13 protein-coding genes and 1 pseudogene are annotated in these 19,900 nt (G+C 69.1%); 11 read left to right on the top strand and 3 right to left on the bottom strand.

The window, feature by feature from the left end; translation table 11 throughout:
* The first annotated feature begins 143 nt into the window (after positions 1–143).
* The 3 genes and pseudogenes from OG247_RS05315 to OG247_RS05305 all read left to right on the top strand — a co-directional run bounded on the left by OG247_RS05315 (position 144) and on the right by OG247_RS05305 (position 3,346).
* On the top strand, positions 144–1,544 hold the full coding sequence (locus OG247_RS05315) for a hypothetical protein (RefSeq protein ID WP_327251110.1): 1,401 nt from the start codon (positions 144–146) through the stop codon (positions 1,542–1,544).
* Positions 1,545–1,813: 269 nt separating this feature from the next.
* Positions 1,814–1,974, top strand: a pseudogene (locus OG247_RS05310) (carbohydrate ABC transporter permease); the annotation flags it as partial.
* Between the two features lie 208 nt (positions 1,975–2,182).
* A complete protein-coding gene (locus OG247_RS05305; protein ID WP_442813224.1) occupies positions 2,183–3,346 on the top strand; it encodes an extracellular solute-binding protein in 1,164 nt (387 codons plus the stop codon).
* 729 nt (positions 3,347–4,075) lie between these two features.
* Here OG247_RS05305 and OG247_RS05300 read toward each other — a convergent pair.
* The 3 genes from OG247_RS05300 to OG247_RS05290 all read right to left on the bottom strand — a co-directional run bounded on the left by OG247_RS05300 (position 4,076) and on the right by OG247_RS05290 (position 6,728).
* A complete protein-coding gene (locus OG247_RS05300; RefSeq protein WP_327251108.1) occupies positions 4,076–5,278 on the bottom strand; it encodes an ROK family transcriptional regulator in 1,203 nt (400 codons plus the stop codon).
* A gap of 322 nt (positions 5,279–5,600) precedes the next feature.
* Positions 5,601–6,017 (bottom strand): hypothetical protein, encoded by a 417-nt coding sequence (locus tag OG247_RS05295; protein ID WP_327251107.1) that lies wholly within the window; start codon positions 6,015–6,017, stop codon positions 5,601–5,603.
* A gap of 81 nt (positions 6,018–6,098) precedes the next feature.
* Positions 6,099–6,728, bottom strand: coding sequence for an ATP-binding protein (locus OG247_RS05290; RefSeq protein ID WP_327251106.1), 630 nt, complete (start codon positions 6,726–6,728; stop codon positions 6,099–6,101).
* Positions 6,729–8,110: 1,382 nt separating this feature from the next.
* On the opposite strand from OG247_RS05290, the gene OG247_RS05285 reads away from it, so the two are divergent.
* From OG247_RS05285 to OG247_RS05250, 8 genes are all read left to right on the top strand, one after another.
* Complete coding sequence (locus OG247_RS05285; protein ID WP_327251105.1) at positions 8,111–9,403, top strand: hypothetical protein; 1,293 nt, start codon at positions 8,111–8,113, stop codon at positions 9,401–9,403.
* Positions 9,404–9,555: 152 nt separating this feature from the next.
* Entirely contained in the window at positions 9,556–11,109 is a 1,554-nt protein-coding gene (locus tag OG247_RS05280) for a lectin (RefSeq protein WP_327251104.1), read from the top strand.
* Positions 11,110–11,411: 302 nt separating this feature from the next.
* Positions 11,412–12,140: a cupin domain-containing protein gene (locus tag OG247_RS05275; RefSeq protein ID WP_327251103.1), complete on the top strand. Its 729-nt coding sequence runs from the start codon at positions 11,412–11,414 to the stop codon at positions 12,138–12,140.
* Between the two features lie 168 nt (positions 12,141–12,308).
* Positions 12,309–13,133 (top strand): ABC transporter permease, encoded by an 825-nt coding sequence (locus OG247_RS05270; protein ID WP_327251102.1) that lies wholly within the window; start codon positions 12,309–12,311, stop codon positions 13,131–13,133.
* Between the two features lie 25 nt (positions 13,134–13,158).
* Complete coding sequence (locus tag OG247_RS05265; protein WP_327251101.1) at positions 13,159–14,190, top strand: ABC transporter substrate-binding protein; 1,032 nt, start codon at positions 13,159–13,161, stop codon at positions 14,188–14,190.
* Positions 14,190–14,978, top strand: a complete 789-nt coding sequence (locus OG247_RS05260) for an ABC transporter ATP-binding protein (RefSeq protein ID WP_327251100.1) — start codon at positions 14,190–14,192, stop codon at positions 14,976–14,978. Before OG247_RS05265 ends, OG247_RS05260 begins: the two co-directional genes overlap by 1 nt.
* Positions 14,979–15,607: 629 nt before the next feature.
* On the top strand, positions 15,608–18,274 hold the full coding sequence (locus OG247_RS05255; protein WP_327251099.1) for a LuxR C-terminal-related transcriptional regulator: 2,667 nt from the start codon (positions 15,608–15,610) through the stop codon (positions 18,272–18,274).
* A gap of 159 nt (positions 18,275–18,433) precedes the next feature.
* Positions 18,434–19,867, top strand: a complete 1,434-nt coding sequence (locus OG247_RS05250) for a Gfo/Idh/MocA family protein (protein WP_327251098.1) — start codon at positions 18,434–18,436, stop codon at positions 19,865–19,867.
* The last annotated feature ends 33 nt before the right edge of the window (positions 19,868–19,900 follow it).

Below are 19,900 nucleotides of genomic sequence, written 5' to 3'. Positions count from 1 at the left end.
GCCTGAGGTTCGGCTGCGGGTGTCGATAACCCAGCGGGTCGGCCCGGCGAGGTTGGGATGCCAACCGTGGTGCGGAACTTCGCTGCCGCTCAGTAGATCTCCTGCCGACGTAATGTCGGACTTGGGCATATAGAGGAGCATTTATGAAGCTGAAGAGGTCTGTTCGGTGTCTCGCCACGGTGGCGGCCGGCGCGGTGGTGGCAGCAACGCTGCAGATCTCCACCGCCCAGGGCGCCACTCCCGGGGAGCAGGTCCAGCCGATCGACTGGACTACGTTCGGTACCTATGCGGGCACCGATGCGATGGGCCAGCGGACGAAGACCATCCTGGCCAACGAGTCCCGTTACCTGATCGGCCCGGCCTACGCGTCCAAGTACACGGCCTACGCGGCCGACGGCTACTTGAACCTGGGCGGCAAGGCCGAAGAGGCCGTCCGTCTGCCCGCGATGACCGCGCTCTCGGCCGCCATCGCGCTGAAGCTGGGCGTGTACAACCCGGTCAATCTGAGTGCGGCCAACGCCACCACCCGCGATGTCAACCTGATCCGTACCGTCGCCGCCCGCCACAAGGCCAACAACACTGACAGCGTCACCGCCTGGGGCTCCGGCTGGCAGACCTCGCTGTGGGCCTACTACGACGGCATGGCCGCCTGGCTGATGTGGGACAAGCTGTCGGCTACCGACCGCGACAAGGTCGTGAACATGCTGGTCGCCGAAGCCAACCGGTTCACCACGGGCAACGCGACCTTCCTGATCGGCACAAGCGGACAAGAGCTGTACATGACCCGCAAAGACGGGACCTCGGCCGATGCCGGCGACAGCAAGGTCGAGGAAAACCAATGGAGCGCCGCTCTGCTTGGTCTCGCCACCGCCATGATGCCCGACCACCCTCAGGCCACCGCCTGGAGCACCCGGCACAAGGAACTGCTCGTAGCCGCCACAGCCCGCCCGGCCGACCTGACCAACCCGGCCACCATCAACGGCATCCAGCTGTCCACCTGGCTCAAGGGCAGCAACATCGGCGACGACGGCACCGTCATCAACCACGGCCTCCTGCACCCGCTCTACATGATCCTGGACCAGGGACTGAACGAGGCCGCCACGGCGGGGCTGGCGAAGAAGTGCGCTCCGGTCGCAGCCCTGCGCAACACCAACTTCGTCTACGACGCGCTCGTCGACAAGCGCTACCCGACCTCCAACGGCGGCACCAACACCGTCTACCAGCCCAACTCCGCCAACATCTTCTACCCACAGGGCAACGACTGGGGCACCACCTTCGCCGGCTACTTCGGAGGCTTCGACGCCCTCGTCTCGATCCACGGCCAAGACGGCCTCGTCGCCACCAAGGCATCGACCTGGGAAAAGCTCCACAACGACGCCCAGATCGCCCTGCAGGCCCGGCACGCCGACGGCCACACCTACGCCAACAACAGCGAGAACAGCTACTTCGGCAAGGAACAGCGCATCGGCGTCATCTCCGGCCTCAGCTACCTCAGCCTCTGGCTGAACGGAAACAGTGCAGGCGACAAAGCCTGCTGGTCCTAAGGACAGACGCCCTCCGGTTCCACCCCAGCCCAATGAGTCCGGGCGATGGAGGTGCGGCGCAGGAGCGGATTCGGTGTACAGCTGACCGTGGGGCGGCAGAGATTCTTCTTCTGCCCCACGGTCGGCATGTGTCGCGGCGAGGTTGCTGGACTGGCGGCCAACGGGACGCCCGTGGGCCTGGCCTCCTGTAAGTCCTCGACCTCAAGGTCCTCGGCACGGCGGCCGCGACGAAGGTCCAGCTCTACGCCTGCGCTATGAGCGCCATTGGCCAGCCCCTGACCGTCGGCGTCAACAGCTTCATCAGGGACTGCACAGTCCAGTGGAACTACCTATTCGCCGGCTCGGTCATTGCCATCGTCCCCGTCGTCATCATGTCGCGCTCATCGAGCGCAAGGCCGTCTCCGGACTGACCGCTGGATCCGTCAAGTAGCCCCACGAACTGCCCGCGGCCCCGCTCGCTCGCCATCCTTCGGCGGGCGAGCCGGGCTGCTCTGACATCAGCCATCCCGCACAGAAGAAGGGGTAACCCCGTGCCGAGGCACCGCCATGCCCTAACAGCGGCCGCTACCGCTCTCGTTCTCTCCGTCTCGTCGGCGGGCTGCGCCGACAGCCACGAGGGTCCGGTCACCTTGCGGCTGGTGGCCGCCGACTACGAGGTGGGAGGCCAGTCCGACAGTACCGAGCAGTACTGGGACGCACTGATCACCGCGTTCGAGGCCGCCCATCCCGGCATCAAGGTCGAGGTGGAGGTCGTGTCCTGGGACTCCGTGGACCGCAAGGTCGCCGACATGGTCGAGGAGGGCGAAGCACCTGACCTGGCGCAGATCGGAGCGTATGCCGACTACGCCAAACGCGGTGAACTTTACGCCGCTGAGAGTCTGCTCTCCGTCCGCGTACAGGCGAACTTCCTGCGACCGTTCTCCACTGCCGGAGAACAGGGGACCGAGCAATACGGCATGCCGTTCGCTGCCTCGACCAGACTCCTCTTCTACAACGAGGAGCTGTTCGCGAAGGCGGGTGTCGCCCAGCCTCCGAGGACCTGGGACGAGCTGAAGTCGGTGGCACACCGGCTGAAGAGCCGTACCGGCGTCCGGTACCCGATGGCGGTGCCGCTGGGACCCGAGGAGGCCCAGATGGAGACGATGGCCTGGATGCTTGGAGGCGGTGGCGGATACACCAGCCCCAGCGGGTCCTACGCGATCAGCTCCGAGGAGAACGTCGACAGTCTGGACTGGCTGAAGGCGAACCTGGTCAAGGAGGGGCTCACCGGTCCCGTCTCACCTGAGCAGCTCAACCGCAAGGAAGCGTACGCGGCCTTCCTGCGCGGCGAGGTAGGCATGGTCAACGGGTTTCCATCCCTGCTGCAGGATGCGCAGAAGGCAGGGATCAAAGTCGGCACGGTAGCTGTGCCCGGGCGTGACGCCAAGACCCCACCGGCGCCGGGAGTGGTCGACTGGATCATGGCGTTCAAGCGGAACGGGCACCGTGAGGAGCTCGGCACGTTCCTCAACTTCGTCTTCAGCGACGAGAACGTGCGGGAGTTCGCGACGCGCAACAACCTGCTGCCCGTCACCATGTCGGTGACCAGCCAGATGAGGGCGGCCGAGAGATACCGGGACCTCTGGAAGTTCCTGGACGAGCTGCCGGCCTCCCAGCTTCCCCCCGTCAACAAAACCTCATGGACGTTGGTGAGCGCCAGCACCAAGCGGAACATCGGCAGCGCGATGACGCCCGGCGGTAGTCCCGCCAAGGCCCTGCGCCAAATAGCTGACGACGCCAAGAAGGCCGAGTCCGGCCGGTAGGTGCGAGGCCGGAACCGCCGTGTCCGGAACCGGCGTGTCCGGAGGCGCGGACGACCGGCTGGCCGCGCGGACCGTCGTGGCCGCCGGGTCCGGGCTCTGCTCCGGGCGTCACCACAAGCCCGACGCGGCCGACAGGGCTCCCACCTGCTCTTCTTGCAGATGATCTTGGCGGACCATCGTCTGTTTCGTAGAGTCGCAGGGGCCGGGGCAATTGTTCCCGAGTCCAGTTGACGTCGACGGTGTATCCGCCGCTGGCGCGGATTCCGGTGACCGGGCCCGAGGCCCACGCGCCGGCCAGCGGGAGCTGGGGCTAGATGAGGACCAGCACAGCAGCTGGCGGGCCCTGCCTCGCTACACCGTTGCCCGCGGCGACGTGCACCGCGCTGGCGCTCGCGGCCAGTACGGCATCGCGGTTGACCAGGGCGCCCCGCTGCCCGGCACCGTCGCCCCCCGTGGGTCGCCGGCCCCGGTGACGGTGACGACCTGGCCGACGGCGGATGCTTGGTCCCCGCGCCCCACCGGCACCGCTGGGACTTCACCGCGGAAGAGGCGTACGCTCCTTCGCCGCCGCTGCCGGCTCGAGCATCCCTGAGGGCAGATCGGGCGGTCGGCAGACAGCATCGAGCGGGGTCCGACCTCGAACGGGAACGGACGGGTGCTCGCCGCCGCGGGGAGTGAGCGGGATGCGCGGTTTGCTGAGCCTACTGGCGAGTGGCCGCATCGGTCCGCCTACTGGTGGCGGTGCGGCCTGGTCAGCTCGGCCACCAGCCGCTTCTCGGCGGAGTCGAGGGCGAGGTGCATGGCTCCCATAGCCACGCCCTGCTCTCCTTGTGTGGAGGCCCGCAGCCGGACCGGGGTGAGCGTACGACCGGCCAGGTGGCGCCGGATGGAGGAGAGGAGTACCTCCCCCGCGCCGGAAATGCCGCCGCCGAGCAGCACGAGCCCCGGATCGAGTAGCACGAGCAAGGTCGCGAGTCCGTGGGCGAAGGTGGCCGCGACCTGGTCAACCACATCCATGGCGATCGGGTCACCGGCGGTCGCGGCGTCGAAGAGCGGTGTGAGGTCGCGGTCGTCGTCGCCTGGCCGGCACGGGGACGAAGCGCCGGCCTGCCGGTAGGAAGTGTCAGCGAGACGACGAATGGCTTCAGCTCCTGCGGCCTGCTCGAAAGGGCCCAGGCCCCGGGACGAGACCGGCTCTCCGGCACGGTCGCCGGTCACGTCGATGAAGCCCAGTTCGCCGGCGGCTCCGGAGGCTCCTCGATACGGCTTGCCGTTGATGATGATGCCGGATCCGATCCGTTCGCCCCACTGCACCAGCAGCAGGTTTTCCACCGGCTCGGGCTCGGGACCACGGGTTTCGGCGAGGACGGCGAGCGTGATGTCGTTTTCCAGAAGGATCGGGCAGGGGAGAGACGCCCGTAGGGCGGCGCCGAGCGCGGTTCCAGCACGGCCGGGCACGCCGGGTGCCAGCCGGATGCACCCGCTCCTGCCGTCAATGATCCCTGGTGAGCCGGCGCACGCGGCCCAGAGCGCATCCGTAGTGAGGCTCGCGTCACGAAGGGCCAGGGACAGCGTCTCGTGTACCAGTCCGGCCAGGCGGGAGCCGGTGTGCGACGGCGGCACCATGGCACGGCGGACGCCCACGACCTTGCCTGCCAGATCGGCGAGCACCACAAGGATCTTGTGCGATCCCACGTCGATGCCGGCGACATGGCCGGCACTCGCGCGGAAGCGCACCCGTCCGGCGGGCCGACCGGCCTGTCGACCGACCTTCGGCTGCGTCTTGCGCGTCAGGAAGCCGCTCCGGTCCAGCTCGGCCAACGCACGGGTGACCGAGGGGTGGGACAGGTTGGTTGCTGCCATCAGATCGGCCACGCGCAGTGCCGTCGAGCCCGACTGCCGAAGGGCGGTCATCACCGCGACGTCGGTCATCTCCTTAAGGACGCGTGAACGGCTTCCGGATGAAGGAGTGCTGGTCACGTTGGAGTCCCTGGGGCACGAGCGCATGATGGATAGCGGTACCGCGTCGACGACTTGGGTCGGATCCGGTCCGGTCGGATCCGGGCGTCGCGGCCGCGGATGCCCGAGGAAGAACCGAAGAACACTCCCACCGAGTGGCTGTGCGTCGTACCGGCCGTAACCGCAAGTCGACTGCGCGGCATGATCCTATCTGCTCGAGGTGAGGCTTTGGTGGCGAGGCGGGTGAGATCGACTGGAACGACGCGCCACCTGGCACAAGGCCTGTTGTTGACCTTCAGGGCCGACCGTGTTCCTGCTCAGTCATTTCAGATGACGGCATGGCAGGTGTGGCGTACCGGGGCCAGCGGTGGGGTGCGGGCAAAGCCAGGATGCGGCGGACGCCGACCTGTCTGAGCAGCGTCACAATCCTTCGCACCTGGGCATCGTCGTCAGAGAAGACCCACTCGCCGGGAACGAGGACGATGCGGTGGGAACCCTCGTGCACCGCACGGACAAGACGCTCCAGCGGTGGCATGTCACCTGTTGGCAGACCTGTCTCCATGTAGATGACGGGGGCCGGCAGGCCCAGCCTGAGGGCGTAGCTCTGCAGCGCCTTGTGGTGGCGGTGGGCCGCGTGCACATCACACGGTGAGTACCTGAGGTACATGGCGGGCCGCAGAAGGGTGGGCGCGGGAGCAATGGGAAGGGGCATGGCTGTCTCCTGAGGTCGCAAGGCGCGTTGCCCTGGCGAAGCGGGAGCAAGAATGGGCCCGGGGGAGAGAAGGAGGCCGGTTCAGGCGAGGTGGCACCAGACGGTCTTGCCGTCGGGGCACGGACGGGTGCCCCAGCAGGTGGCGAGCGCCTGTACGAGGGCGAGGCCGCGTCCGTGTTCTTCGTCGGCGTCGGCGGTCCTTGCGACCGGCGACCGCGGGTCCCGGTCGGTGACGGCGATGGTCAGGTCGCGGCCGTTCCAGTACGCGTCCAGGCGGACAGTGCTGGGTGCGCCGTTGGTGTCGGCGTGCTGGAGGGCGTTGCTGAGCAGCTCGGTGGCCAGCAGTTCGGCCGTATGGATCAGCTGTTCGGTGCAGTCGAGGGACTCGAGTGTCTCCGCGACGCACCGCCGCACGGTGCTGATGCCCGCAAGGGTGCCCGTGGTGAGGCTCAGATCGGAGGGGCTCGTCGGCGTCTGCCCCGATGGGCCGGGTCTGGGGCTGAACGGCTGCGGTAGGCATCTGGACTCCCCTGATCGGACATGCCGGGTGGTGTATCCACATTTGCCGGTCCGGATGCGGGGCACAGCCGTGGTATTACCTGTTCGATACCTGTATGCGGGCCGCGGTGCACGTAGTGCCGCCACGAGCAGTCCACAGGGCCCGTTGTGGCCCTGCGTGCAACCCGAGCCAAGATCAGCTTGGTCCGACATCGCCGCCCCGGATCAGACACCCGTCTTGGTGCTCGCCGGACGTGCCCGCAAGGTCACTCTTGGTGCTCGCAGGGCGTCATCGCGGCGCCGACGTTCCGCTTGGTGCTGGTGCTGGTGCTGGCGCTGACCAACGCCCATGAGGTTTGTTGACGGGGGAAGCTGGGAGGCCGCAGCGTCGGATCCAGCGTCCGGCTCCGCGGCCTCCGCAGGATCTGCGGACACCGCCCGGTATGCCGATGCCCTACTGAAGGCCGGTGACCTCGTGAGGGACAACCAGGAAGCCGGTTCGGAGCGGCCGCCCAGGTCGCGGAGCCGCGCGGATCTCCGGTCGGGTGACGGCAGGGGATTAGGGGATTGTCCGTGCTGTGAGAGCCAGGGACAGGCGCCGGGTGGTCGGCAACGGTCGCCTGGCGGCTGAAGGCTTGGTGCGAGGCCGGAGCGAGCCTTCGCGAGCTGGCGTGGGGCGACCGGCCTTCGGTGGCCGTCATCGTCCGCCTACTCGCCGAGGGCGGTGCGTCGCTGCCCGGCTCTGTGTCACACGGCGCACCGTGTCGCGGCGCGCCGCCCCCCGGACCGGACGGGGTGGGGGCGAGGCCGGGGGAGGGGTCGTGTCACGACTCGGCGGACGGTTCAATGGGCAACGATCCGGAAGAAGGCGGTTCCCAGAGGGCCCCGTCGTGGGGGGACGTGGTTCCGCGGCTGCCGCAGGGGCCGGGCCTCGTGCCCCACCAGATGCGGCGTGCGGCCTCGCAGGAGCAGGGCAGTCGCGGTCGTGCGCCGTAGGCAGTCCGGCCTGTTCGACATCCACCTGCTGTTCCAGGCGGTCGCTGAACGCCACCACGGTGCCCGCGGCCGGGTCGGGTCCGGTGCGCAAGCCGCAGTCGGGCCGCTGCATGGACTTGTCCGGCGCGCAGCACCCGGTCGGATGCCTGAGAGATCGGACTATCCGGGGAAATAGTGATCAGTTGGCGCGGTGTAGATGCGCGGTGATGCTCAGTTGGAGCGAAGTTGGACCAGGAATACCCAACATCCTTGCGGATATGGGTACGCTAGCCCTGTCGCGACAGCAGTTCATCCGAGGAATTGTTCTCCACTCCGGGCTCGCGTTGCTACCTCCAGAGGACGGAACGTCGGGCTGGCCCTCCGGGCACAGCGGCGGATATCCGTCTCCCTGACGCGGCCATGGACCAGGGCGCCGTACCCCCTGCGCCACTCGAGTCGCGTGCGTCACCACACCCCACCAGTCAAAGGTCTTCCCTCTGATGGCATTTCGCCTGTTTCCCACCCGAGTCGCAACCCGCTTACCTGACCGGCCAGCCGGTCCCGCGCGGCGCCCGGGCTTCAAGCTGCCCCTGCTGATCGCGGCGGGCACCACGTGCGCCGTGGCAGCCGGCCAGGCGTTCTTCGCGTCACCGGTCGCGGCCGCCCCGGAGCTCGTCGACCGCCACGCCGTGGTGCTCGTCAACTTCCGGAACCGCCCTCTCGCCGACGCGGAGAAGACGCATGGCCTGGCCGTGCAGAACTTCTTTGGCGCCCGCGACTCCCTCGCCTCGTACTACGCGGAGAACTCCGGCCATCGGATGAGCATCGTCCCCGCCAAGGGGGACGGCGTGTTCGGACCGTTCACGATCGACCTGGACGACTCCGCCGCGTGTGAAACCGGCAAGATAGCCGAACTCGCCCGCAAGGCCATCTCCGACGTGCCGTACGACCGTATCTCGGTCGTCTTCCGCACCGGCTTCTGCGGCAACTGGTGGGGGCTCGGCTCCATGCCCGGGCCCGTCACCTGGTTCCACGAAGGAGCCGTCGCCGACAAGGCCGCCCTCTTCCACGAGCTGGGACACAACCTCGGATTCGCCCACCAGGAACGCGAGTTGTGCCCAGCAGGCACCCTTGCCGACTGCACTCGCGACGGATTCAGCAGCCGCACCCCCATGGGTGCCGGCGGTGCGAAGAAGGGCCTGAGCGCACCCGAGTTGCTGGCCCGCCAGTGGCTCACGACCCCGCAGACCGTCAAACCCGCCGGCTCCACCACGGTGCATCTCACTCCACTACACACGGCGGGCACTTCCGGCGTCCGTGCGGTCGACCTCCCGCTCAACGCGCAGGGCGACCGGCTCGTCATCGAATACCGCACCCCCGATGCCGCCACCCGTGACATCGACATCGCCCAGGGCGTGAACCTCTACCGCGTCCCGGGAGGTCACTACGACCACGCGGTCATGGTCAGCAATGCCAAGCAGGACGACAAGGCCGCCCTCGGCTCGTTCGCAGCCGGCAGCGCCCCGCTCACCGACAGCGCGGCGCAGCTGTCGATCAGCGTCGAGCGGGTCAGCGCCACCGGGGCCGACGTCCGGATCCGGCTTGGCGCCGATGGCAAGACCGGTCCGGGCAAGGCGCTTCCCACCGCCCGTCCCTCCGGGAAGCCTTCCCGGCCCGCCAACACGGCGACCCCGGCACCCCACACCACCACCGAAGACCCTGCTGCCATCGGTACCGTCGGCGTCTCCGTCGCCCCCGGCCCGGCGGGCCAGGGCGGGGGGCTCGCCACCACCGGAGCCGGTCCCGCCGCAGAAAATGCCGTGAGCGTCGGCATCATCGGAGGCGCCCTCATCGCCGTCGGCGGCGGCACCGTCTTCTTCCTGCGACGACGCGGAGCGCGCGGCAGGCACTGAGACGTCATCGGGTCCGGGTCGGCGGCATCTTCATCGCCCCGACCCGGGCAGTGACGCATCGTCAACCTCGGCAGCATCCCGGCCGGTACGAAGGCGTGGCTGCGGACGTGTCAAGGCACCCGTACCCAGAACCAGCAGTGGAAGGACTCCACGTGATCAGAAAAGCGTTGCCGTTCCTCGCCGCGGCCCTACTGGCCGCGCTCGCCCTCGCCCCGGCGGCGGATGCGTCGGTGGCTCCGGCCGACCCGTCGTACAAGGTGCTCGTCTTTTCGAAGACGGACACCTTCCGGCACGATGCCATCCCGACGGCCGTCCAGACGATCAAAGATCTGGGGGCCGCCAACGGATTCACCGTCGACGTCACGGAGGACGACACCGTCTTCACCCGGGCCGGTCTCTCCGCCTACAGAACGGTCGTGTTCGCCCTCACCACCGGCGACGTCCTGAACGACGCGGAGCAGACGGCGTTCGAGGGGTACATCCGCGGTGGCGGCGGTTACGTGGGGCTCCACGCCGCCGCCGACACCGAGTACTCCTGGCCGTTCTACGGGGAGCTCGTCGGTGCGTACTTCAAGAGCCACCCCGCCCAGCAGCAAGCTGCCGTCAGGGTCGAGGATCCGGTCCACCCCAGCACCGCGCACCTGCCCGCGTCGTGGAGCCGGTTCGACGAGTGGTACGCCTACCGGTCGAACCCGCGGACCAGCGCGCATGTCCTGGCGTCCCTCGACGAGACCAGCTACAGCCCCGGCAGCGGCGCCATGGGCGACCACCCGATCACGTGGTGCAAGAACCACCAGGGTGGACGCTCCTGGTACACCGGCATGGGCCACACCAAGGAGTCCTATTCCGACCCGGCGTACCGGAAGATGCTTCTGGGCGGGATCCGCTACACGGCCGGGGCCGTCAATGCCGACTGCACGCCCTCGGGCGGCGGGACGGGGACAGTCCAGGCCGAGTCGTTCCAGACGACCCAGGGTGGCCGGACCGTCACCAAGGCGGGGGCCGACAACGGCCAGACGCTCGGCTACCTCGACCCAGGCGACTGGGTCTCGTACGCGAACCTCCCGGTCGGCGGATCGACCACCTTCAAGGCGCGTGTCGTGTCCGGCGGGGCGGGTGGCACGATCCAGATCCGTACCGGCTCCCCGACCGGCCCGGTCCTCGGCTCCGTCGCCGTCCCGAACACCGGGGGCTGGGCGACCTTCAAGGACGTCTCGACGACCTTGGCGGGCGTGCCCTCTGGCCGCGCAGACGTCTATCTGACCTTCACCGGTACAGGATCAAGCCTCCTCGACGTCGACGACTTCGCCTTCAACACCCCGGCCCCCGGCCCGGTGCTCGGCCTTGCGGGCAAGTGCCTGGACGTCTCAGGCGCCGCCACCACGAACGGCACCCAGGTCCAGCTCTTCACGTGCAGCGGAGGGTACGCCCAGCAGTGGACCCGAACTCCGGCCGGTGAACTGCGCGCCCTCGGCAAGTGCCTGGACGTCTCCGGCGGAGGTACCGCCGACGGCACCAAGGTCGACCTGTGGGACTGCAACGCATCGGCCGCCCAGCAGTGGACGCCCACCCCGGCCGGCGAGCTGCGCAACCCCCAGTCCGGCAAATGCCTGGACGTCGCCGGCGCAGGTTCCGCGGACGGCACCAAGGTCCTGTTGTGGACCTGCTGGGGCGGTTCCAACCAGAGGTGGGGTCTCCCCGTCTGAGGCCCATTCCGGTGGGGCTCCGCTCCCACATCGGGCAGGTGAGCGCTTTCTCAAGGAGTTTTCCGTTCGTCGAACTGTGACCAGGTGACCTGGTGATCAGACGGCTCCGAGGCACCCCACCGTTGGAGGAGGGTGGGGTGCACCGGGGCGTAGGCGTGCCCGCAGTCGACACGCGTAACAGGTGCTGGAAGCAAGGAAGTTGGGGCCCGATGCTTGATCTCGGCTGATCCATTGACGCGGGCCAAAGGCCGCCCCTAGCCTCCTGCTTGCTAGGGAAAGCCCTTTCCGTAGGGGGAACTGAGATGAATGATCAGCTTCCGGGTGGGGTGGGGATCTCCTTGCTCCGGGTGTACGGCGGAAAGCCGGCGGCCGACGGTCTGGTCGGTGGATCGCCCCACATGCACCTTGCCTGCTCCGAGGGGTACTACGTCGTTTCGGGCCGCGGAATGGTCCAGACACTGAACTCCCGAGGCAGCACCAACACTCGGCTGGAGCCGGGTGTGGTCGTGTGGTTCGACCCGGGCACCATCCACCGCCTGGTCAACGAAGAGGACTTGACGATCCTCGTCATCATGTCCAACAGCGGGCTCCCGGAGGCCGGCGACGCCGTTCTCACCTTTCCGCAGTCGTACTTGGCCGACCGGCCGGCCTACGCGGCCGCGGCCAAGCTGACGGGTACGGGCGAGACTGCCCTCGCGTCGGCGATGCGCCGCCGCGATCTCGCGATCGAGGGATTCACGGCTCTGCGGGGCGCCTACGCGATCGACGGGCCCGCAGCGCTGGACCAGTTCTACGCCAGTGCAGTGGACCTGGTCCGTCCCCGCATCCCCGAGTGGCGGCAGCGGTGGCGCGACGGTGCCCAGAGCGCCTCGGACGCGACAGCGGGCTACCTGAAGGCCCTGGAACAGGGCAGTGGCGAACACCTTCCGGCGGCCGTGGTCCACGCGCTGGCGGAACCGACCGACCGGCGCAGGCCCGGAATGTGCGGCCTGCTTGACGTGTACGTGCAAGGTGCCCCACCGCGGTCCTGACGCGCGGCCATCTTGCTCCGCAGTGACGACGAAGAGGTTGAACGAAAGATGAGGCCCTCCTCACCGCAGCAAACCGAGTACCCCGCTGGGGGCGCGGCCCACACTCCAGAGTCCGCACATCCGTCGCAACGCGCCGGGTCCGCTCCCGGGAGCCCGGGTGCCGGGCCGGTGGGCAGGCGGCCCCCGGCCCGGCCCGACGCGGCGGCCCGGCTCGCCCGTGTCGCCGAAGCCTCCTGGCGGCCGGCGCTGCTCCTGGGCGTGCTCCAGTTCGTCTGGTGGTTCGTGGCCTGGCAGGAGATGGTGGCGTCGTACCTGGTCCCCGCGCCGGGTGACGTGCTGGACGTCCTCGTGGATCAGCGGTCCGAGCTGATGGGCCACACGTGGGTGACCACGTACGAGACGCTGATCGGCTTCGTTCTGGCCGCCGGCATCGGGGTGGGGACCGCGGTGCTGATCGTGTACTCGAAGACGCTGGAGCGGGCCATCTACCCGGTCATCCTTTTCGCCCAGGTGATCCCCAAGATCGCGATCGCGCCGATTCTTGTGGTGTGGTTCGGGTTCGGCATGACTCCGAAGATCGTGCTCGCCGTGTTGATCGCGTTCTTCCCGGTCGTCGTGTCGAGCGTGGCGGGCCTGCGGTCGATCAACCCCGAGCTGCTGGAACTGTCCGCGACGATGGGCGCCAGCACCTGGCAGACCTTTGCCAAGTTCCGTCTGCCCGGAGCACTGCCGCACGTGATGGCGGGCCTGAAGGTCGCGGTGACATTGGCCGTGGTCGGCGCGGTCGTAGGCGAGTTCGTCGGCGCACAGGAGGGCCTGGGATACGTCCTGCTCGCCTCCAGCGGCAATCTGGACGCGCCACTGCTGTTTGCCGACCTGCTCCTGATGTCAGCCATCGGCATCGTGCTCTTCGTCGTGATCGAGCTCGCCGAGTCCCTCCTCATCCCCTGGCACGCCAGCCGCCGTGACGGCATGGCACTCACGACCGTCTGATCCCCCTGCACCGAAGGCCACGCCCATGACGCAGCACCACCTCCTTTCGCGCCGTTCGCTCGCCGCCCTGGCTGCCGGGCTCGTCGCCGCCACCACGCTGACCGCGTGCGGCGGCGCGAGCAAGCCGCAGAGCACCGCGGACGGCAAGCGCAAGGTCACCCTCACGCTCAACTGGTCCCCCTACGGCGAGCACGCTCCGCTCTACTACGGGCTGGAGAAGGGCTACTTCGCCGACGAGGGCATCGAGCTCACGATCAACACCGGCACCGGGTCCGGCAACACCATCAAGGCGGTCGGCCAGGGTCACACCGACTTCGGCTGGGCGGACACCTCTCCGCTGCTGCACGCGATCGACAGTGGCATGCCGGTGAAGTCCGCCGGCGTGTTCCTGCAGAAGGGTCCGGCGTCGCTGGAGTTCTTCGCCGACCGGAACATCAAGACCCCCCAGGACCTGAAGGGGAAGAAGATCGCAGGCACCGCCGGTGACGCGATGTGGGCGACGTTCCCGGCCTGGCTGGAGATCAACGGGCTCAAGCCCGCGGACGTCCAGCTGGTCAACGTCGACGCGGCGGGAAAGATAGCGGCCCTGAACGAGGGCAAGGTCGACGCCATCATGGGCTTCTTCCACGACCAGGCACCGACGATCGAGGCCAAGAGCGGCAAGCAGGTCGACGTGATGCTCTACGCCGACACCGGCCTGAACCTGCTGGGTACCGGCCTCGTGGTCAACGAGAAGACCATCGCGTCGGACAAGGACCTGGTCCAGAAGATGGTGCGGGCGGTCCAGAAGTCCTGGACGGAGGCCGTCAAGGACCCGGACGCGGCGGTCAAGGCCATGGGGGGTAAGGCCGACATGGCGCCACCGGAGGACGTGATGCGCAAGCAGCTGGACAAGGCCGTGCCGCTGCTGCAGCTCGAAAAGGCGGGTGCGGCCGGGGTCAACACCGAGCAGCAGTGGACGGACATGATCAAGCTGCTGAAGGACACCGCGGGCTTGAAGAAGGCGGGGCCGGCCGCTGACTACTGGGACGCCTCGTTCGCCAAGGCGGCGCACTGATGCACACATCCACGAAGCTTCCCGCGATCGCGGTGCGCGACCTGACGTGCCAGTTCTCTACCAAGCGGGCACAGACGACGGCGCTGGCCGACGTGTCGCTGAGCATCGAACCCGGCGAGTTCATCAGCATCGTGGGGCCTTCCGGCTGCGGCAAGTCGACGTTGCTCAAGATCATCGCCGGGCTGGTCCGCCCGACGAGCGGCTCGGTCGAACTGCTGGGTACGCAGGTGGACGGCCCGCAGCGTGACGTCGGGTTCGCGTTTCAGCGGTCAGCCCTGCTGGAGTGGCGCGGCGTGCGCAAGAACATCCTCCTCCAGGCCGAGATCCGCGGGATGGACCGTGCCCTGGCCGAGCGGCGCGCGGACTTCCTGATCGAGATGACCGGACTCCAGGGGTTCGAGGACGCGCTCCCGCACGAGCTGTCGGGCGGCATGCAGCAGCGTGCCGCGTTGTGCCGCGCGTTGCTGCACGAGCCGCCGGTCCTGCTGATGGACGAGCCGTTCGGTGCGCTGGACGCGCTCACCCGCGAGACCATGAACATCGAACTGAACCGGATATGGCGCGAGACCGGTGTCACCGTCGTGCTCGTCACGCACTCGATCGCCGAGGCCATCTACCTCGGCACCCGCATCGAAGTCATGAGCCCCCGGCCGGGCCGGATCGTGCGCACGCTCCCGGTCGACCTGCCGCGCGAGCGCGCTTACGGAGTCACCCTGGCAAGCGATGGGTTCCACGGCCTCGCCGCGGAGATCCGGGATCTGCTCGGTGCGAGCAGCGCGCTCGACTGACGCGGTCGGAGTGGTAGGCATGGACGGGGACGCCGTGGCGATCGAGTGACGCCGAGTTCTGCACGCGTTGCCCTCTGCCGCCGCCGTACCGACCGGCGTCGGCCTGGCACTGGCCGCGGCGGCCGGGGGGCGGCGGCAGGAGGTCCGGCTCAGCTGGCCGCGACGGCCCGCCCGGATCTGCCCCCGTCTCCGGCGGGCGGTCGCTTGCGGCATCCACGCCCTGATCCCGCTCCAGGCGGCCCTCACCGCACGTGCGGGCAGCGTATGCGCCGCTCTTCCGCTGCTGGCCGCGTTCCCGCTGGCACGGCGGCTGTCACGAAAGGTGTCCCCGACATGACCGGGTTGCGCTTCGGCTACGGCACCAACGGCTTCGCCAACCGCCGCCTCGACGACGCCCCTGGACCTGGCCGACCGGCACCGGCATCATCGGATGCGCCCTCATCGTCATCGGCGGGATCACCGCCTTCTTCCTGCGCCGCCTGGAGGTCCAGGCCGTGGTCGCGACCCGTTCCACTGGAATTCTCCGTCCAGTGGAACGGACACGGGCGCCGCTCAGGTCGGTTCGCCGGTGGCCGGGTAATCGGAAGGCATAATTCCGTCGGTCATGTCGTCGTGCCGCGGAGGCTGTGATGGTGGGACCGGACCTGGCGTCGCGATGGCCGCTGGTCGGGCGGGACGCCGAAGTCGCGGCGTTCGACCGGGCCTGGAGCTCGTCGGGTCTGCAGGCGGTGATGGTGTGGGGTCCGGCGGGAGTGGGCAAGTCGAGGCTGGCCGATGCCTGTCTCGACCGGGCGGTGGCCGCAGGGTTCACGGCGGGTAGGGCCACCGCCACGGCCGCTGCCGCCGCAGTGCCGCTGGCCGCGATCGCCCACCTCATTCCCGCCGGGGTGGACATGCGTGACCCGGTGGCCGGGTTCGCTCAGATCGCCGGCAGTCTGGCCGGCGCCCGGCCGGCCGGGGCGGGGTCCGGGGGGCGGGTGCTGCTGGTGGACGACCTGCACCTGCTGGACGGGGCATCGGCCGTCCTCCTGCGCCAGCTGATGGACGCGAACCTCGTGCGGCTGATCGGCACCATCCGCACGGGCGGGCCGATGTCCGACGCGGTGGCTGCCCTGTCCAAGGGCGACATGGTGCACCGCATCGATCTGTCGGTGTTCGATACGGGGCAGATCGCGGAGGTGCTGGAGGCTGTGCTGGGCGGACCGGTCGCCGGGCGTGCCGTCCACCGGCTGGGCACCGCCTCGAACGGGAACGCCCTGTACCTCCGCGAACTGATGCTGGGAGCGGTGCAGGACGGCGTGCTGGCCTTCGACGGCGAGATCTGGCACCTCTCAGAGGAACGGAGCGTGGCCACCCAGGCCCTGGCCCATCTCGTCGAGGCCCGGTTTGCCGCGGCACCCGAGACCGCCCGGCCCGCGCTGGAACTGCTGGCGCTGTGCGAGCCCCTCTCACTGGAAGACGTTCAGGCGGAGACGGGGCCGGGGGAGCTGGCACACCTCGAAGCCGTGGACCTGATTTCGGTCACTGCGGAGAGACATCGCACGACCGTCCGGCTGGCGCACCCGCTCTACGGCGAAGTGCTGCGAGCGGTGGTTCCGACCCTTCGGCGCCGGCACCTCCTGGAGGCCCAGATCCGCCGGGCCCAGGACCGGGGCGAGGGGTGGCAGGGCGATCCTCGGAGGATCGTGGAGTGGCAGCTGGCCGCCTCGGGCAGCGCCGATCCCGGCCAGTTGGTCCAGGCCGCCCTGCTGGCCCGGTACGCCCGCGACTACGCCCAGGTGGAGGCCCTGCTGGAAGCGGTGCCCGACGAGGCGCACACGGCCAGGTCACGGCTGATGCTGATCGAGGCACTGCTGGAACTGGGCCGCCCGCGCGACACCGACCAGGTCCTCGCCGCAGCCGAGGCCGATGTGCGTAGTGAGCGCCAGGCTCTTGCCGTCCTCCTGATCCGCGCTAACGGCATGGCGCTGTCGGATGACCCCGTTCTGGATCCTGCGGGGTACATCGATGCTTTGAGTCCCCACATCTCCAGTCACGCCGGGCGCACGGCCCTGCGTCACTGCGAGGGGGCTATGTACGTGTTCGCGGGCGACGTGCCCCGGGCGCTGCGGCTGACCGACGGCATGGACGGGTCCCTCGACGGCAGCCCGAACCCGTTGCTCACGATGTTCGCCGCCGTCATGAGGGGCCACGCCCTGATCCAGGCCGGCCGGGGGGAGGAGGCGCTGGCCCTCGGCGCAAGGTTGCGGGCGGAGTTCCACCAGATCACCGATGAGTCCCTTCCCATGACGATGGGAGCCACGGTGGAGAACATACTGGCGATCGCCTTGTGTACCGAGGGCCGGCTGGCCGATGCCCGCGAGGTGGCGCAGACCGCCTATGCAGAGGTCAACAGGGCCGCCATTCCGGTCGTGAGGTGCTTCCTGGCCTGGAACCTCGGTTCGATCGCCTGGCTGAGCGGCCGGCCGGCCGAGGCGCGGCGGTGGTACGCCGAGACCGCTGCCCTCAGCAAGACCTACGACATCAGGATGATCCGTCCGGCCATGCGCGGCCTGGCGGCGGCCGCCGCCCTGCTGGGCGACGTCGCAACGGCCGAGCGTGCGGTCGGCGAGTCCGGGGAGCACCACCACCTCTTCGGCGCGGGCTGGGACGCCTTGGGCGTCGCCTGGCTGTGCGTGGCACGGGGCGACCTGTCCGGTGCCCGTAGGGTGCTCGCCGAGGCGGCCGAGAGGACCAGGGCCGCCGGTCTGGCTCCGTTCGAGGCGCTCGTCCTCACCGACATCGCCCGGCTGGGCGCCCCGGGGGACGTTGCGGCGCGGCTCGCCGAGCTGGCCGAGTCCTGCGACGGCCCGCTGGTCGCGGCCCAGGCGCGTCTCGCCGCCGCACTGCACGCGGGCGACCCCGACCTGTTGCTGGCGTCGGCCGATGAACTGCACGCGCTGGCCATGGACCTGATGGCTGCCGAGGCCGCAGCCGCCGCAGCAGCCGCGCTGCGCCGGGGCGGTGAGGCCCGCCGGGCCACGGCCGCCGCCCAGCAGTCCGCGGGCCTGGCCCGCACCTGCGAGGGGGCCCGCACCCCCCTTCTTGCCGCAGCGAAGACTCCCGCCCAACTCACCCCCCGACAGCGGGACATCGCTCATCTGGCGGCCAAGGGCACCACCAGCAAACAGATTGCGGAGTCGCTGCACCTGTCCACCCGCACCGTGGACAACCATCTGCAAACGATCTACACGAAGCTGGGCGTCTCCACGCGCCGCGAACTCGCCGCCCTGCTCCAAGAGCACGGTGACGAGTGAGGCGCCCTGCGAGGGACGGCTGCACCGATGTTACTAGGCCACAGTCAATTTGCTTGATAATGCTTGAAATAAACGCTTAATGAGCACCTGTTGACATGGGATCGCTGTGCCGACCAGAGTCGTCCCCGCACATGATCCGACTCAGCACAGAGGAGCGTCATGCCCAAAAACTCCGCCGTCTCCCGCCGTTCGCTGCTCGGAGGCGCGCTGGCGGGCGGCACCGTGGCCGCCGCAGGCATCGGCTCGGCGTCAGCGGCCGAGGCCGTGGCGGCGACATCCGCCACACCCGGCCGCCGGCCGGGACAGAAGACCATGGCGAACGTCGCCTTCGACGCTCACGGCACGGTGCGCGTGGGAGTGGTGGGGCTGGGCAACCGAGGATCGGGCATGACCCAGGGGTGGGCCGCCGTGCCGGGTGCCGTCGTGACAGCGGTGTGCGACGTCCGTGCGGACCGGGTCAAGCGGACAGCCGATCAGCTCGTCGCCAAGGGCAAGCCCCGGCCTGCCGAGGTCACAGGCTCCACGGACGCGTTCACCCGGCTCGTGACCCGCGACGATGTCGATCTCGTGTACATCGCCACGCCCTGGGAGTTCCACTACGAACACGGCAAGGCCGCCCTTCTCGCGGGCAAGCACGTGATGGTCGAGCTGCCCGTCGCCACCGGGCTGGAAGAGCTGTGGGACCTCGTCGACACCTCCGAGCGCACCCGCCGGCACCTGATGCTCGCGGAGAACTGCAGCTACGGACGCAACGAGCTCGCCATGCTCAAGATGGCCCACGACGGACTCTTCGGCGACGTCACCAACGGCCACGGCGGCTACTTGCACGACCTCCGGTCCCTGCTCTTCTCCGACACCTACTACACCGACTCCTGGCGCCGGCTCTGGCACACGCGCAGCACCGCCAGCTTCTACGCGATGCAGGGTCTCGCGCCCATCGCCGCCGCCATGGACATCAACCGCGGTGACCGCATGACGAAACTGCGCGCCACCGCCACGGAGCCGAAAGGCCTCGCCGACTTCCGGGCCCGGTTCGTCGACCGGTCGCACCCGTCGTGGAAGGAGACGTACATCAACGGGGACCTCGTGACGTGTCTGATCGACACGGCACAGGGCCGGGTCATCCGTGCCGAGCACGATGTCAGTTCCCCCCGGCCTTACAGCCGGATCAACACCCTCGCCGGCACCCGCGGCATCTTCGAGGACTACGCGGGGGGCGCTTCGGGCGGTGCCGGCCGCGTCTACCTCGAGCCCGACCACGGCGGGCACACCTGGCGCGACTTCGCCCCGAACCGCGAGGAGTTCGACCACTGGCTGTGGAAGACGATCGGCGACGACGCGGCCAACAACGGCGGCCACGGAGGCATGGACTACGTCCTCCAGTGGCGCACGGTGCAGCTGATGCGGGCCGGGGAGGTCCCCGACATCGACGTCTACGACTCGGCGGCCTGGTGTGCGCCCATTCCACTGAGCGTCGCCTCCCTCGCTGCCGGCGGCGGCCCGGTCGCCTTCCCGGACTTCACCCGGGGCACCTGGGTCCAGCCGCGTACGGGCCTCGACTCGCGCGCTTCGGAAATGCCCCCGGTGGCCTGACCGAGCCACCCCCGGGCCCCAGGACCGAGGCCG

This window comes from Streptomyces sp. NBC_01244 (genome assembly GCF_035987325.1).
GTDB lineage: Bacteria > Actinomycetota > Actinomycetes > Streptomycetales > Streptomycetaceae > Streptomyces.
Note: the sequence above shows the minus strand (reverse complement) of the source record. Positions and strands in the feature narration are given on the sequence as shown.

What these genes read in the sequence shown, in the direction of transcription:
- OG247_RS05290 (WP_327251106.1), bottom strand. Translation starts at nt 6,728, where the DNA reads ATGTCGGACCAAGCTGATCTTGGCTCGGGTTGCACGCAGGGCCACAAC.
- OG247_RS05260 (WP_327251100.1), top strand. Translation starts at nt 14,190, where the DNA reads ATGCACACATCCACGAAGCTTCCCGCGATCGCGGTGCGCGACCTGACG.
- OG247_RS05255 (WP_327251099.1), top strand. Translation starts at nt 15,608, where the DNA reads ATGGTGGGACCGGACCTGGCGTCGCGATGGCCGCTGGTCGGGCGGGAC.
- OG247_RS05250 (WP_327251098.1), top strand. Translation starts at nt 18,434, where the DNA reads ATGCCCAAAAACTCCGCCGTCTCCCGCCGTTCGCTGCTCGGAGGCGCG.
- OG247_RS05275 (WP_327251103.1), top strand. Translation starts at nt 11,412, where the DNA reads ATGAATGATCAGCTTCCGGGTGGGGTGGGGATCTCCTTGCTCCGGGTG.
- OG247_RS05295 (WP_327251107.1), bottom strand. Translation starts at nt 6,017, where the DNA reads ATGCCCCTTCCCATTGCTCCCGCGCCCACCCTTCTGCGGCCCGCCATG.
- OG247_RS05265 (WP_327251101.1), top strand. Translation starts at nt 13,159, where the DNA reads ATGACGCAGCACCACCTCCTTTCGCGCCGTTCGCTCGCCGCCCTGGCT.
- OG247_RS05300 (WP_327251108.1), bottom strand. Translation starts at nt 5,278, where the DNA reads ATGACCGACGTCGCGGTGATGACCGCCCTTCGGCAGTCGGGCTCGACG.
- OG247_RS05315 (WP_327251110.1), top strand. Translation starts at nt 144, where the DNA reads ATGAAGCTGAAGAGGTCTGTTCGGTGTCTCGCCACGGTGGCGGCCGGC.